The 17,322-nt window shown below is 68.9% G+C and carries 1 protein-coding gene (running past one end of the window); it reads right to left on the bottom strand.

Features of this window, described 5'->3' with window-relative positions:
- Positions 1-17,322: the 5' portion of a non-ribosomal peptide synthase/polyketide synthase gene (locus HU751_RS05135; RefSeq protein WP_217862533.1), read on the bottom strand. It extends 8,130 nt beyond the left edge of the window; 17,322 of the gene's 25,452 nt are visible here — the first part of the coding sequence; the start codon lies at positions 17,320-17,322; its stop codon lies off the left edge, out of view.

The following is a 17,322-nucleotide window of genomic DNA, read 5'->3' as shown; positions in this document are numbered from 1 at the left end:
GTTGATACGGTTCAACGGCGCCGCCGGCGTGTCCGCCAGGGTATCGGCCAACCGCGCCAGGGCCGTCTGCAGCAACTGGCAGACCAATGCCCCCTCCACTTGCGGCACGGCCTGCACGGTCAGGATGAAACCGTCGCCCAGGTCGTCGACGCTGACCACCAGCGGGTAGTTGCTGCGCTCATGGGCGGCCAGCAGTTCGATGCCCTGCCAGGCCTGTGCGCGCTGCGCCCCAGTGGCCGCGCTGTGGCGGTAGTTGAGCAGGCTGGTGAACAGCGCCTGGGAGGCCGGCACGCCGCTGCAGCGCTGGGCCAGGGCCAGGGACGCCTGCTCATGGGCCAGCAGGCGCGCCAGGCGTTGGTGGGTCAGGCGCACGCCGTCGACCACATCCAGCCCCCCCACGCTGACCCGCAGCGGCAAGGTATTGATGAACATGCCCAACGCCCGCTCGGCGCCCTCGCCGCCCTGCAGGCGACCGAGCAGAACGGTGCCAAACACGACTTCCTCGCGGCCGGACAGCTGCGCCAGCACCTGCCCCCAGGCCTGGTGCACCAGGCTGGCGACGCTGATCCCCAGCAATCGTGCCTGCTGGCGCAAGCGCAGGGCCAGCGGCTCGTCCAACCGCTCGCGGTGGTCGAGCACGTGGCTGCCGTCGCCCCGCGCCCCGCGCAGGCCGAACACTTCGGTCGGCTCGTCGATATCGCCCAGCAGTTCGCGGAACAGCGCCTCCTGCGCCTGGCTGTCGTCACGCAGGCGCGCCTGGGCCACATAGTTGCGGTACGGCACGCTGTCGCCCTCGGGCATGCGCCCCAGCAGCGCGTCGCCGACCTCGGCCACCAGCAGTTCCATGGCAGCGTGGTCGAGGAGGATATGGTGCAGCAGCAGGGTCGCCTGCAAGCGGCCCTTTTCCACATGGCTGCTCAGGTGCATCAACGGTGCGCGCCCCAGGTCCAGGCGCGGGCTGTCCAGTGCCGGCTCAAGGTCCAGGCGCGCCTCGCGCCAGACCACCTGCACCGCTTCGTCGAGCCCCTGCCAGTGCACGCTGGTGCGCAGGATGTCGTGACGGGCGATGACCTGGTTCAGCGCCGCGACGAAGGCCTCCAGCTCGGCTTGGCCGGCAAAGGCGAAGTTCAGTTGCAGTACATAGGGGTCGATCTCGGCGCTGGCCAGGTGGTGGTAGAGAATGCCCTGTTGCAACGGCGCCAGGGCGTACAGATCCTGGATATTGGCCGCGCCGCCGGGAATTCTCTGCACCAGGCTGTCGAGCGCGGCCTGCTCCAACGTCGCCAACGGCAGCATGTCGGGGCTGATGCGTGTGCAACCCGCCGGGATACGGTTGGCCGGCACCTCCAGCGTCACCTCGCCGCCCACCGCCGCCGCCAGCGCGGCCAGGCTCGGCTGGCCGAACAGTACCCGCACATCCGCCGCCAGGCCGGCCTGGCGCATGCGCGCGGTCAGGGTCACGGCCAGCAGCGAGTGGCCGCCGAGCTCGAAGAAGTTGTCATGACGACCGACCCGGTCCACGCCCAGCAGTTCGCTCCACAGCTGCGCCAGCAGGGTCTCGACTTCGCCTTGCGGCGCCTCATAGGCCTGCTGCGTGGTTTCCGGCTGCGGCAGCGCCTTGCGGTCGAGCTTGCCGTTGGGGCTCAGCGGCAGCGCCTCGAGGTGGGTGAACGAAGCCGGCACCATGAACTCCGGCAATTGGCCCAGCAGCGCTGCGCGCAGCGTGTCCGGCGCCTGCCGGGCGCCGGTGTAGTACGCCACCAGGCGCTGCTCGCGGGCCAGCACCACCGCCTCCTTGACCCCTTCGATACGGGTCAGGCAAGCCTGGATCTCACCCAGTTCGATCCGCAGGCCGCGGATCTTCACCTGGTCGTCGTTGCGCCCGAGGTATTCCAGGTTGCCATCGGCCAGGTAGCGGGCCAGGTCGCCGGTGCGGTACATCCGGCCACCGGTCCTGAGCGAGAACGGATCATCGAGGAAGCGCTCAGCGGTCAGTTGCTCGCGGTTGAGATAACCCCGTGCCACCTGCACGCCACCGATGTACAGCTCGCCGGCCACGCCCACCGGCACCGGCTGGCCCTGGGCATCCAGGACATACAGCGCGGTATTGGCGATCGGCTTGCCGATCGGCGTGTTGTCCGGCGCCGTCACGCAGTGCCAGGCGCTGACATCCACCGCCGCCTCGGTCGGGCCATACAGGTTGTGCAGCTCGACCGTCGGCAGCTGTGCGTGGAAACGCCTTGCCAGGCTGCCGGGCAAGGCCTCGCCGCTGCACAGCACACGCTTGAGCTGATGTGGCAGGACTTCGCCATGGGCGAGGAACACATCGAGCATCGACGGTACGAAGTGCAAGGTGCTGACCTGCGCTTCACGGATAACCTCGCGCAGGTACTCGGGGTCACGATGTCCGCCAGGGCGCGCCATCACCAGCCGGGCGCCGGTCTGCAGCGGCCAGAGGAACTCCCACACCGACACGTCGAAGCTGAACGGGGTTTTCTGCAGCACCACGTCACCGGCGCCCAGCCGGTAGGCGTCCTGCATCCACAGCAGGCGGTTGACCACCCCGGCGTGCTCGTTCATCACACCCTTGGGCAGGCCGGTGGAACCGGAGGTGTAGATCACATAGGCCAGGTGTCGCGGGGTCAGCCCGATCACCTGCGGGGCATGTGCCGGCTGCGCCTGCCAGGTCGGCCGATCCAGGTCGACCAGCGGCGCCCGGCTCGCCTGCGGCACGTCGCGGGTGGCACCGTGCACCAGCACCGCCAGCGGCGCGCTGTCATCGAGCATGTGGCGGATGCGCTCGGCCGGGTAGTCCGGGTCGACCGGCACGTAGGCACCACCGGCCTTGAGGATGGCCAGCAGGCCGACCACCATCGACAGGCCGCGCTCGAGGCAGATCGCCACGCGCGCGTCGGGTTTTACCCCCAGCGCAATCAGGTGATGGGCCAGGCGGTTGGCCTGCTCGTCGAGCTGGCGATAGGTCAGCTCGCCCTCCTCCGCCCTCACCGCCACAGCGGTCGGGGTGCGTCGAACCTGGGCCTCGATCATGCCATGCAGGGTCTGCTCCAGGTCGTACGCCACCGCCGTATCGTTGAACTCGACCAGCACCTGGCGCCGCTCCTCGGCGCTCAGCACCGGCAAGCGGTTCAGTGGCTGCTGCGGGTGCTGTTCAAGCGCCAGCAGCAGGCCATCGAGCACTTGCAGCATCTGCGCGCAGATCCGTTGCGCGCCCACCTGGGCCGACACCTGCACGCCCAGGCGCAGGCCGTCGCCGAAGTCATCGACGTTCAGACTCAGCGGGTAGTTGGTGCGCCCTTCGCTGCCCAGGGTCTCGATCCCCTCCCAGGCCTGTGGCTGCGGCGCGGCGCGGGTGCTCTGCCGGTAGTTGAGCATGGCGCTGAACAGCGGCAGCGGCGCGGCCACCTGGCTGCAGCGCTGGGCCAGGGCCAGCGAGGCGTGCTCGTGGACCAGCAGCGCCGACAGCTCGCGGTGGGTGGCCAGCACGCCGTCGCGCACGCCCAACCCGTCCAGCTCGACCCGCAACGGCAGGGTGTTGATGAACATGCCCAGGGCCCGTTCGCTGCCCTCGCCGCCCTGCAGGCGGCCCAGCAGCACGGTGCCGAAGACCACGCGCTCCTTGCCGCAAGCCACCGCCAGCAGGCGTGCCCAGGCCAGGTGCACCAGGCTCGCGGTGCTCACCCCCAGCTGGCGGGCCTGGTCGCGCAGGCGACCATAGCGTACGCCGTCGAATTCCACCTCGGCCTCATCGAGGGCCTGGCCTTCGCCCTGTACCTCGCGCAGGCCGAACGGCAGGCTCGGCTCGTCGATGTCGCCCAGGCGGGCGCGGAAGAATGCCTCGTGTTCGGCCTCGCTGACGCCAAGGCGCGCCTGTGCCACATAGTTGCGGTACGGCACCGAGGCCGGCAATGGCTCGCTCTGCCCCAGCAGGTAGCCGCGCAGTTCGGCCTGGACCGCCTGCATGGCGATATGGTCGAGGACGATATGGTGGAACTGCAGCACCGCCTCGATCCGCTGACTGCCCGGCTCGGTGCGGTGCAGCAGGCGGATCAGCGGCGCCTGGCCGAGGTCCAGGCGCGCCAGGTGGGCGTCGTCGAGCGGCGCCAGTTGCAGCGGCGCCTGGCGCCAGACCACCTGCACCGGTTGCGGCAGGCCGTCCCAGAGCACCGCGGTGCGCAGGATGTCATGGCGGGCGATGACCTGCTCCAGGGCCTGGGCGAACACCCGCAGACGCGCCGGGCTGTCGAAGCGCAGCCGTGCCCGCAGGGCGTAGGGATCAGCGCCCACGGCGCTCAAGTGCAGGTAGAGGATGCCTTCCTGCAACGGCGCCAGGGGGTAGATATCCTGGACATTGGCCGCACCTCCCGGCACTGCGGCGACGATACGCTCGATGGCGGCCGGTTCCAGGTCCACCAGCGCCAGCATGTCCGGGGTGATAAGGGTACAGCCCGCCGGGATCCGGTTGGCCGGTACCGTCACCGCGACGCCCTGGCCCAGGGTGGCCGCCAGCGCGGCGACGCTCGGCTGGCCGAACAGGGTGCGGACATCCACCTGCAGGCCGGCCTGGCGCAGGCGCGCGGTCAGGGTCACGGCCAGCAGCGAATGTCCGCCCAGTTCGAAGAAGTTGTCGTGCCGCCCCACCCGCTCCACGCCCAGCAGCTGCGACCAGATCTCGGCCAGCAGCACCTCGGTTGCCCCTTGGGGCGCCTCATACTGGCGCGCCTGCAGGTCCGGCAACGGCAGCGCCTGGCGGTCGAGCTTGCCGTTGGGGGTCAGCGGCCAGCTGTCGAGGTGGATGAACAGCGCTGGCACCATGTACTCCGGCAACCGCGCCAGCAACGCCTGGCGCAGCGCGTCGGCCGGCTGCGGCTCGCCACGGTGGTAGGCGACCAGGCGATCACCGCCGTGTGGATGCCGGTGAACCAGCACCAGGGCCTCGCGCACGCCGGCCACGCGGTTCAGGCAGGACTCGATCTCGCCCGGCTCGATGCGCAGGCCGCGCAGCTTGATCTGGTGGTCGGTACGACCGAGGAACGTCAGGCTGCCGTCGGCGGCCTGGCGCACCAGGTCGCCGCTGCGGTACAGGCGCTCGCCCTCGGCGAACGGGCTGGCGATGAAGCGTTCGGCCTGTTGCTCCGGCAACCCCAGGTAGCCACGCGTCACCCCGGCACCGCCGATATGCAGCTGGCCGGCGACGCCCCAGGGTACCGGTTGGTCGTGGGCATCGAGGACGTACAGGCGGGTGTTGTCGATGGGTTGGCCGATCGGCAACGCGCCGGATGGAATCGGCTGTCCGGGTTCCAGGGTCCAGGCGCTGCAGTCGACCGTGGTCTCGGTGGGCCCGTAGACGTTGTGCAGGCGCACCTGCGGCAAGCGCTGGCGAACCTGCCGGGCCAGGGCCTCGGTCAGCTCGCCACCGCCACAGACGATATCGCTGAGGCCGACGCAGGCGACACTGTCGTCCTGGTCAAGGAACTGCTGCAACAACGCTGGCACGAACTGCACCACGCCGACCTGCTGCTGGCGGATCAGATCGGCCAGGTACTGCGGGTCGCGCTGACCGTCCGGGCGCGCCAGCACCAGGCGCACGCCGCTGCACAGCGGCCAGAACAGCTCCCACACCGAGGCGTCGAAGCTCACCGGGGTCTTGTGCAGCACCGCGCCGCCGACCGGGAACAGCCCGGCGCTCCAGTGCACCAGGTTGACCACGTTGCGGTGCTCGACCATCACCCCCTTGGGCAGCCCGGTGGAGCCGGAGGTGTAGATCACATAGGCCAGGTTGGCGGCGGTCAGGCCCGGCACCTGCGGGTTGTGGCTTGGCTGACGGGTCCAGTCCGCCTGGTCGAGATCGACCTGCGTCAGTGGCAGATCCCCCATCAGCACCCGGGTGGCCGCCTGCACCAGGACCGCCCGTGGCTGGCTGTCGACCAGCATGTGGCGGATCCGTTCGGCCGGATAGTCAGGGTCGAGCGGCACATAGGCGCCACCGGCCTTGAGGATGGCCAGCAGGCCGACCACCAGCGGCAGGCCGCGCTCGACACAGATCGCCACCCGGTCGTCGGGCCGCACGCCCAGCGCGATCAGGTGGTGGGCCAGGCGGTTGGCCTCGGCGTTGAGCTGGCGATAGCTCAGTTGTCCTTCCTCCGACTGCACCGCAACCGCCTCGGGATCGCGCGCCACCTGCTGCTCGAACAGCGCCTGGACGGGCTGTTCGAGATCGACGGCCTGGACCGTGGCGTTGCAGGTCTGCAACAGATGCTCACGCTCATCGTCCGGCAATACCGGCAGCGCCAGCAGCGCTTGCCGTGGCTGAGCCTCCAGACCTTCGACCATGCCCAGCAGCACATACCGCAATTGCCCGCAGATCCGCTGGGCACCGACGCTCGCCGGGGTCATCGCCACCAGGCGGAAGCCTTCCCCCATGTCGTCCACGCTCAAGCTCAGGGGGTAGTTGCTGCGCTCCTGGCCATCGATGAACTCGATGCCCTGCCACTCCAGGCGCCGGTCTTCGCTCGCCGCCTGGCCATGGCGGTAGTTGAGCATGGCGCTGAACAGCGGCGCCGGGGCCGGCACGCCACTGCAACGCTGGGCCAGGGCCAGCGACGCATGCTCGTGCACCAGCAAGGCGCTCAGGCGCTGCTGGGTCAGGCGTACGGCGTCCTGCAGGTCGAGGCCTGCAAGGTCGAGGCGCAGCGGCAAGGTGTTGATGAACATGCCCAGGGCCCGCTCGGCGCCCTCGCCGGCCTCCAGGCGGCCCAGCAGCACGGTGCCGAACACCACACGGTCGGTGCCGCTGACGGCAGCCAGCAGGCGGGCGAAGGCCAGGTGGAACAGGCTGGCGGGGCTGATGCCCAGCTGCCGGGCCTGTTGCCGCAGCCGCGCGGCCAGGGTCTGGTCCAGCCACAGCTGGGCTTCCTCGATGGCCTGGCCGTCGCCCTGCACATCGCTCAGGCCATAGGGCAGCGTCGGCTCGTCGATATCGCCCAGCTGCGCACGGAAGAACGCCTCGTGCTCGGTCTGGCTTACGCCCAGCCGCGCCTGAGCCACGTAGTTGCGGTAAGGCACCGGGGCCTGTACCGGCACGGCACTGCCCTGCAAGTAGCCCAGCAGCTCAGCGCCGATGATCTCCAGGGCGGTGTGATCGAGAACAATATGGTGGAACTGCAGCAGTGCCTCGATGCGCTGGCTGCCGGCCTCGTTGCGATGCAGCAGGCGGATCAGCGGCGCCCGGGCCAGGTCAAGGCGTTGCAGGTCTTGCCCATCCAGCGGCGCGACCAGCAGCGGCGCCTCGCGCCAGACCACCTGCAACGGTTGCGTCAGGCCTTCCCAGAGCACGGCGGTACGCAGCACATCATGACGGCTGATGGCCTGGCGCAAGGCCCTGGCGAACGCCTCCAGACGTGCCGGGCTGTCGAACGCCATGCGCGATTGCAGCACATAGGGATCGTGCTCTGGCGAGCTGAGGTGGTGGTAAAGGATGCCCTCCTGCAACGGCGCCAGCGGGTAGATGTCCTGCACGTTGGCCGCGCCGCCCGGCACCGTGGCGACGATGCGCTCGATGGCGGCAGGTTCCAGTTCCACCAGCGGCAGCATGTCCGGGGTGATCTGGGTGCAGCCGGCGGGAATCCGGTTGGCCGGGACCTCGACCTGGCGGCCATGGCCCAGGGTCGCCGCCAGCGCCGCCACGGTCGGCTGGCCGAACAGGGTGCGCACATCGGCCTGCAGGCCGGCCTGGCGCAGGCGCGCGGTGAGGCTTACCGCCAGCAACGAGTGACCGCCGAGTTCGAAGAAGTTGTCATGGCGGCCGACCTGCGCAATGCCCAGCACCTCGGCCCAGAGTGCCGCGATAGCGGTTTCCACGGGGCCTTCCGGCATGGCGTAGGCATGGCCGGTGAGCATGGCCGGTTCCGGCAAGGCCTTGCGGTCCAGTTTGCCGTGGCTGGTCAGTGGCAACTCGCTCAGGCGGATGAAGGCTTGCGGTATCAAGTGGCCCGGAAGGCTGGCTTGCAGGCCTTGGCGCAGGGTGTCGAGATCAACCGCAGCAGTTTCGGTGAACCACGCCAGCAGACGCTCGTCACGCACCAGCACCACGGCATCCGCAATGCCCGGCTGGGCCTTCAGCGCGGCCTCGATCTCGCCCAGCTCGACCCGTACGCCACGGATCTTCACCTGGTCGTCATTGCGGCCCTGGTAGTCCAGCGTGCCGTCGGCGTTCCAGCGCACCAGGTCACCGGTACGGTACATCCGGCCACCGTTGAACGGATCGTCGACAAAGCGCTCGGCAGTCAGCTCAGGACGGTTGAAGTAGCCTCGGGCGACCTGGGCGCCACCGATGTACAGCTCACCGGTTACCCCCACCGGCACGGGCTGGCGTTGCTCGTCCAGTACATAGACGCGGGTGTTGGCGGTCGGCTTGCCGATATGCAGCGCACCGCCCGGTTGCAGTTGCCCCGACGTCGCCACCACGGTGGTCTCGGTCGGGCCATAGTTGTTGACCAGGGCAAAGCCCGGATCGCGGTCAAACTGGCGCAGGCGATCACCGCCGACCAGCAGCGTGCGCAGGGTCGGGTGCTGGCGTGCGCGGCGCAGCGCCTGCTCGGCGACCGGTGTCGGCAGGAAGCTGACCTGTAGCGGCTGCTCCAGCCACCAGTCGAGCAGTTCATCGACATGCTCGCCACCGATGGACGCCGGCGGCAGGTGCAGCACCGCTCCGGTGCACAGCGCCGGCCAGGCTTCCCAGGCCATGGCGTCGAAGCCAAAGCCCGCGACGCTGGAGGTGTGGCTGCCTGCGCCCAACTCGAAGGCCTGGCAATGCCAGTGAATCAGGTTGGCCAGGGTGCGGTGTTCGACCATCACCCCCTTGGGCTGGCCGGTGGAGCCGGAGGTGTAGATCACATAGGCCAGCTGATTTTCGTCCAGCCCCACAACCACTGGGTTGCTAACAGGTTGGTCGGCCCAGGCATGAGCATCCAGAACAGCCTTGGCCACATCCCCTACCAACGCTTCGGTGGCCGACTCGACCAGTACCAGCGCTGGCGCGCTGTCGCTGAGCAGATAGGCAATCCGCTCCGCCGGATAACCCGGATCGACCGGCACATACGCCGCGCCGGCCTTGAGCACGGCCAGCATCGCCACCAACCGTTGCGGGCCACGCGCCAGGCACAGTGCCACGCGATCCCCCAGGGCTACGCCACGCTCGATCAGATGATGAGCCAGGCGGTTGGCACGCTGGTTGAGTTCGCCGTAGCTCAGGCTCAGTTCACCCTGTACAACGGCCAATGCTTCGGGCGCTTGGGCCTCGACCAACGCGGGCACGGTCTGCCCTTGTGGGTAGTCCACAGCCGTGGCGTTGAAGTCCCCCAGCACCTGACACGAGGCCTCGTCATCCAGCATCGGCAAGCCATCGACCACTTGCCCCGGGCACTGCTGCAGGGCTTGCATCAATTGGTCCAGGGTATTGACCATCCAGCCGCCGATCTGCGCTGCCGGTAGACCTTCGGCAGCCAGCACGCTCAGGCTGAAGCCCTCGCCCAGGTCGTCGACGCTCAGGGTCAGCGGGTAGTTGCTGCGTTCCTCGCCTCCGAGCAGGCGCACGCCCTGCCAGATGCCTTCGCCGTCGTGAGCGACACCCTCGGCGCTGTGGCGGTAGTTGAGCAAGGCGCTGAACAACGGCGTCGATGCGGCGACGCCGCTGCAACGCTGGGCCAGCGCCAGGGGCGCGTGCTCGTGACCGAGTAGGGCCGACAGCTGCTGGTGGGTGACACGCAGCGCCTGGTCAACCGGCAACGCGGTGTCCACCCGCAATGGCAGGGTGTTGATGAACATGCCCAGGGCCCGGTCGGCACCCTCGCCCGCTTGCAGGCGGCCCATCAGCACGGTACCGAAGACCACGTCGCGACGCCCCGCCAGCACGCCCACCACGCGAGCCCAGGCCAGGTGCACCAGGCTGGCGGCGCTGACGCCGCGCTGCCGCGCCTGCTCGCGCAGGCCATGGGCCAGGGTGGCCGGCAGCATCAGCGCGGCATGTTCGACCCGCCCCCCGTCGCCCTGCACATCGGCCATGCCATACGGCAGGGTAGGTTCGTCGATATCACCCAGTTGCGCGCGGAAGAACGCCTCGTGGCCGGCCTGATCGTCGCCCAGGCAAACCTGGGCAACATAATTGCGATACGGCACTGCGGCGGGCAGCGTGGCACCCCGCCCGTCCAGCAGCGCCTGCATCTCCTCGCCGACCACGGCCATGGCGGCGTGGTCGAGGGTCAGGTGGTGGAACTGCAACAGGGCTACCCACTCGCCCTGGCGCGGATCCTCGGCATAGACCAGGCGCAACAAGGGCGCCTGGGTCAGGTCAAGACGCTGCTGACGGGCATCGAAACGGGCCTGCAGTTGCTCGATCACCGCCTCTTCGCCCAGGCCAGTGACCTCACTGACTGCCAGCTGGGCCTGGCGCCAGACCACCTGCACCGGCTCGCCCAGCCCTTCCCAGACCACCGAGGTGCGCAGGATGTCGTGGCGGTCGATGACCTGTTGCAAGGCCGCAGCCCAGGCACGCAAACGCTCGATGCTGTCGAAGGCCAGGCGCGACTGCAGCAGGTACGGGTCGCCCTGCTCGGCACTGAGGTGATGGTAGAGGATGCCTTCCTGAAGCGGCGCCAGCGGGTAGATTTCCTGCACGTTGGCCGCACCACCCGGCACGCTGGCGACGATACGGTCGATGCTGGCCTGGTCCAGCTCGATCAGGCTGAGCATGTCTGGCGTGATGTGCTTCGCATTGCTTGGGACTCGATTGGCCGGCACCTCGATTTCACGTCCAGACCCCACAGCCGTCGCCAGCGCGGCCAGGGTCGGCTGGGCAAACAGCACGCGCACATCGGCATCCAGGCCGGACTTGCGCATGCGCTCGATCAGGCTCACCGCCAGCAGCGAGTGGCCGCCCAGTTCGAAGAAGTGGTCATGGCGACCAACCTGCTCGACCTTGAGCACCTCGGCCCAGATCACAGCCAGCGCGGTTTCGATCTCACCTTGCGGCGCCTCGAAGGCATGGCTGACCAACGCGTCGCTGCCCGGCTGCGGCAAGGCGCGGCGGTCGAGCTTGCCGTTGGCGGTCAGCGGCAGCGCGTCCAGGCGCACGTAGGCCGACGGCAGCATGTAGTCCGGCAGCACGCCTTGTAGACGCTCATGCAGCTCGCCGATGGTCGGCGCCTGACCGGTGAAGTAGGCGACCAGGCGCTTGTCGCCCGCCGCATCCTCCCGCACGATCACGGCGGCATCACGCACACCCGGGCACTCACCCAGGCGCGCCTCGATCTCGCCCAGCTCGATACGGAAGCCACGCAGCTTGATCTGCTGGTCGGCACGGCCCAGGTAACGCAGGGTGCCGTCGGCCTGCCAGCTCACCAGGTCGCCGCTGCGGTACATCGTGCCACCGTTGAACGGATCGGGCAGGAAGCGCTCAGCCGTCAGTTCCGGCTGCCCCAGATACCCCAGAGCCACACCGTCACCGGCAATGTACAACTCGCCCACCGCCCCTACCGGCAGCAGTTGCTGGCGGGCATCGAGCACATAACAGCGGCTGTTGCCGATCGGCTTGCCAATCGGGATGCTGCCCTCGCCCACCTCGGTGATTTCGTGGGTGGTACTGAAGGTGGTGGCCTCGGTCGGACCGTAGCCATTGAGCAGGTGTTGCGGTGCGCCCTCGCGCAGTACCCGGGCGATCACCGCCGGGTCCAGCACATCGCCACCGACCATCAGGTAGCGCAGGCCACGGAACGCCGGCAGCAGGTCATCGGCGAACTGGTGGAACAGGCCTGCAGTCAGCCACAGCACGGTGACGCCCTGCTCCAGCAGCACTTCGCGCAGGTCCTGGCGCGACAGCACCTGGTCCTGGTCGATCACCACCACCGCGCCGCCGTTGAGCAGTGGCGCCCAGACTTCCAGGGTGCTGGCGTCGAACGCCGGGTTGGAAGCAAAGGCCACGCGGTCCTGGCTGTTGAAATCGGCAAAGCCGTTGTTGATCACCAGGCGCACGATGGCCCGGTGCGGCACCTGCACGCCCTTCGGCGTGCCGGTGGAGCCGGAGGTGTACATGATGTACGCCGCGCTGCCGGCGTCCACCGCCAGGCCCAACGGCGCATCGGCATAGCCGCTCAGGTCGAGGCAGTCGAGTTCGACCCGACGCGCACCTTCCACCTGCGGCTGGTCGCCGTGGGTCAGCACCAACCGCGCCTGGCTGTCGGCCACCATAAATGCCTGACGCTCGGCCGGGGCGTTGCCGTCCAATGGCACGAACACTGCCGCGCATTTGCTCACCGCCAGCTGGGCCGCCAGCAGATCGAACGAACGTGGCAGCAGCAAGGCCACGCGATCGCCAGCCCGCACGCCCTGTTCGAGCAGGAAATAGGCCAGGCGATTGGCCTGGGCCTCGAGCTCGGCGAAGGTCCATCGACGCTGACCCTGGACCACCGCCAGCGCATCCGGCGAATTCACGGCCTGGGCCTCGAACAACCGATGCACGGCCAGGTCACGCGGATACTCCCGCACCGTGGCATTGAACTGCCGCAGCACGCGCTCGCGCTCCGCTTCCGGCAGATGATGCAGGCTGCGCAAGGCACTCATCGGCGCCTGTTCCAGCGCCGTGACCAGTTGCAACAACGCCATGCGCAGCAACTGGCAGACCCGGCCACCGTCCACGGGTGCCACGGCCTGCACCGTCAGCCTGAACTCATTACCATAGTCATCGACGCTGACCACCAGCGGATAATTGCTGCGCTCTTGCGCGGTCAGCAGCTCGATCCCGGCCCAGGCTGGCCCATGTTCGGGTTGATCGGCACTGTGGCGATAGTTCAACAAGCTGGTAAACAGCGCCTGGGACGCCGGCACGCCACTGCAACGCTGGGCCAGGGCCAGGGATGCCTGCTCGTGGGCCAGCAGGCGCGCCAGGCGCTGGTGGGTCAGGCGTACGCCATCGGCCACGCCTGCGCCACCCACGCTGACCCGCAGCGGCAAGGTGTTGATGAACATGCCCAGCGCCCGGTCGGCGCCCTCGCCACCCTGCAGGCGACCGAGCAGCACGGTGCCGAACACCACGTCCTCGCGGCCGGACAACTGCGCCAGCACCTGCCCCCAGGCCTGGTGCACCAGGCTGGCGACGCTGACGCCCAGCGTCCTGGCCTGGCCACGCAGGCGCGCGCCCAGTTCAGGCTCCAACGGCTGGCGGCTTTCACTGACCAATCCCGTATCGACCTGGGCCTCGCGCAAACCGAACACCTCGGTCGGTTCGTCGATATCGCCCAGCAGCTCGCGGAACAGCGCCTCGTCGGCCTGCGGGTCGGCGCCCAGCCGCGCCTGGGCCACGTAGTTGCGGTACGGCACGCTGTCCGGCAGCGCCGTCTGCCCTTGCAGCAAGGCACCGATCTCGGCCACCAGCTGCTCCACGGCAGTGTGGTCGAGGAGGATATGGTGCAGCAGCAGGGTCGCCTCCAGGCGCCCGGCCTGGACCTGGCTGCTCAGGCGCAACAGTGGCGCCTGCCCCAGATCGAGCCGCAGCGTCTCCAGCGCCGGGCTCGGCACCAGCGGCGCCTCGCGCCACACCACCTGCACCGCCTCGTCCAGGCCCTGCCAGTGCAGGCTGGTACGCAGGATGTCGTGGCGGGCGATGACCTGGTTCAGCGCCGCAACGAATGCGTCCAGCTCGGCCTGGCCGGCAAAGGCGAAACGCGCCTGCACCACGTAGGGGTCGGCGCCTTCGCTGGCCAGGTGATGGTAGAGAATGCCCTGCTGCAACGGCGCCAGGCCGTAGATGTCCTGGACATTGGCCAGGCCACCGGGGATCTGTCGCACCAGCGCGTCGACGGCGTCCTGGTCGAGGCTGGCCAGGGGCAGCATGTCCGGGGTAATCCGCGTGCAGCCGGCGGGGATGCGGTTGGCCGGCACGGCGACGGCCGCATGCCCGCCCACCGATGCGGCCAGCGCTGCCAGGGTAGGCTGGCTGAACAGCACCCGCACATCGGCTCGCAGCGCCTGCTGGCGCATGCGCTCGACCAGACGCACCGCCAGTAGCGAATGACCGCCCAACTCGAAGAAGTTGTCGTCACGGCCTATCGCCTCGACCCCGAGCAGGTCGCTCCAGATCGCCGCCAGGGTGGTCTCGACCGGCCCCTCGGGTGCCTGGTACTGCCGCGTCGGCGCTTCGGGCGCCGGTAGGGCCTTGCGGTCGACCTTGCCGTTGGGCGTCAACGGCATGGCATCAAGGTGGATGAACAGTGCCGGCACCATATACTCGGGCAGTTGCCCCAGCAGATGCTCGCGCAGGTCTTGCGCGACCTGGGCCTGGCCGGTGTGGTAGGCCACCAGGCGTGGGCCACTGTGCGGGTGCTGGTGAACCAGCACCAGCGCCTCGCGCACGCCGGGCAGGCGGTTCAGGCAGGCCTCGATCTCGCCCGGCTCGATACGCAGGCCGCGCAGCTTGACCTGGTGGTCGTTGCGGCCAAGGAACGCCAGGTTCCCGTCCGCGTGCTGACGCACCAGGTCACCGCTGCGGTACAGGCGCTCACCCTTGACGAACGGACTGTCGATAAAGCGCTCGGCCTGCTGCCCGGCCAGCCCCAGATAGCCCCGCGCCACCCCTGCGCCACCGATGTGCAGGTGCCCGGCCACGCCCCACGGCTGTGGCTGGTCGGCGTCGTCCAGGACGTACAGGCGGGTATTGTCGATGGGCCGGCCGATCGGCAGCGCACCGTGGGGCACAGGTTGTCCTGGCGCCAGGGTGAAGACAGTGCAGTCAACCGTGGTTTCGGTGGGTCCGTAGACGTTGTGCAGGCGCACCTGCGGCAAGCGCTCGCGCACCTGGCGCGCCAGGGATTCGGTCAGTTCGCCGCCGCCACAGACGATATCGGTCAGGCTGGTGCACTGCGCACTGCGCGGCTGCTCGACGAACTGCTGCAATAGCGCCGGCACGAACTGCACCACGCTGACCTGCCGCTCGATGATCTTGCGCGCGACATAATCCGCGTCGCGCTGGCCGTCCGGTCGCGCCAGCACCAGGCGCAAGCCGCTGCCCAGCGGCCAGAACAGCTCCCACACCGAGGCGTCGAAACTGATCGGCGTCTTGTGCAGCAGCGCGCCGTCGGCGCTGGTCGGGCACAGCCCGGCGGCCCAGCGCACCAGGTTGACCACGCTGCGGTGCTCGACCATCACCCCCTTGGGTGTGCCGGTGGAGCCAGAGGTGTAGATCACATAGGCCAGGTGCCGTGGGGTGAGCCCGGTCACCCGTGGGTAGGTGGCCGGCAAGGCTTCCCAGGTCGGCTGGTCGAGGTCGACCTGCGGTACCGCCACCTTGCCCAGTACCTCGCGGGTAGCGCTGTGGATCAGCACCGCCAGTGGCGCGCTGTCGTCGAGCATATGACGAATGCGCCCGGCAGGGTAACCCGGATCAAGCGGCACGTAGGCGCCACCCGCCTTGAGGATGGCCAGCAGGCCGACCACCATCGACACCCCGCGTTCGATGCAGATCGCCACCCGGTCGTCGGGTCTTACCCCAAGTTCGATCAGGTGATGGGCCAGGCGGTTGGCCTGCTCGTCGAGTTGGCGATAGCTCAGTCGCTCGCTCTCGGCCTCCAGCGCAACGGCTTCGGGGCGCAGCTGGGCCTGGTGTTCGAACAGGGCGTGCAGCGGCAGCTCCAGGTCATGGTCGACCGCCGTGTCATTGCAGTCCACCAGCAGGTGATGGCGTTCCTCCAGCGTCAGCACCGGCAGGTCCAGCAATGGCCGCTCGGGCTGCTGCTCAAGCGCCTCCACCACCCCTTCATAAACCTGCCGCAACTGCCCACACAAGCGCTCTGCGCCCCACTCGGCGAGCGCCTGGACCGTCAGGCGCAGGTCCTCGCCCAGATCGTCGACGGCCAGGCTCAACGGGTAGTTGGTGCGTTCCTCGGCCCCCACCACATCGATACCCGGCGCCACCGCGATCACCTCGGCCGCATCGCCCGCCGCACTGTGGCGGTAGTTGAGCATGCTGTTGAACAGCGGCGTCGGCGCCAGCACGCCGCTGCAGCGCTGGGCCAGGGCCAGGGGCGCCTGCTCATGGCCGAGCAACGCCGTCAGTTGTCGATGGGTGACCAACAGCGCCTCACGCACACCCTGCCCGCACAGGTCGACACGCAGCGGCAAGGTATTGATGAACATCCCCAGGGCCTGTTCACCGCCCTCACCCGTCGCCATGCGCCCGAGCAGCACACTGCCGAACACCACCGACTCACGTCCGGACAGCGCCCCCAGCAGGCGCGCCAGCCCCAGGTGCATGATGCTGGCCGGGCTCACGCCGAGCAGCCGTGCCTGGGCTCGCAGGCGCTGGCTGAGACTGGAAGCCAGGGTCAGCCTGGCTTCCTCCATGGCCTGGCCGGCCACCTCCTGAACGCCAAAGGCCAGGGTCGGCTCGTCGATATCGGCGAGCATGGCGCCGAAGAAGGCCTCATGGGCCTGTTCATCCTGGGCCTGCCGACTTCTGGCCAGCAGGTCGCGGAACGGCACCGGGGCCGGCAGGCGCTCGCCCTCACCTGCCAGGTAGGCCTGGATCTCGCGGCGTACGATATCCAGCCCGGTGTGATCCATGACAGTGTGATGGAACAGCAGCAAGGCCAGAACCTCGCCATCGCGGGACTGCGCATGCACCAGGCGCAGTAGCGGCGCCTGGCCCAGGTCCATGCGGTAGTGATGCGTGTCGAAGCATTCGCGCAACCGGCCCAGCACATCCCCGTCGCCGTTCAGCTCGACGGCCTCGCAGACCAGCGGCGCCTTGCGCCACACCACCTGCAGCGGCTGGTCGAGGTATTCCCAGGCCAGCGCGGTGCGCAGGATGTCGTGGCGCTGGATCACCCAGTCGAGCGCCTCGGCGAACGCCTGCAGGCGCGCGGGGCTGGCAAAGCGCAACTGCGCCTGTAGCACGTAGGGGTCGCCCTCGGCCGCCGTGAGGTGGTGGTAGAGCATGCCCTCCTGCAGCGGTGCCAGCGGGTAGATGTCCTGCAGGTTGGCCGCGCCGCCGGGCACCGTGGCGACAATGCGGTCGATGGCCGCCTGGTCGAGGCCGGCCAGGGGCAACATCTGCGGTGTAATGCGCAACGCCGGGCTCAACCAGCCGTGATCCAGGCCGGCGAGCATCTCCAGCAGTGCCGGCTTGTGGGCTGCCAATGCATCCCACAGGGCGTCATCGAGGGTGTCTTCATCGCCTTCGACGATCAGGTCGGCCTCCTCGCGCTGGAGTCGGATCGCACGGGTGGAGAGCGCTGCCATGAGTTCGCTGAAGAGCAT

This window comes from Pseudomonas peradeniyensis (assembly GCF_014268935.2).
GTDB lineage: Bacteria > Pseudomonadota > Gammaproteobacteria > Pseudomonadales > Pseudomonadaceae > Aquipseudomonas > Aquipseudomonas peradeniyensis.
The sequence above is the reverse complement of the archived record's forward strand: the minus strand, read 5'-3'. Positions and strand labels throughout refer to the sequence as shown.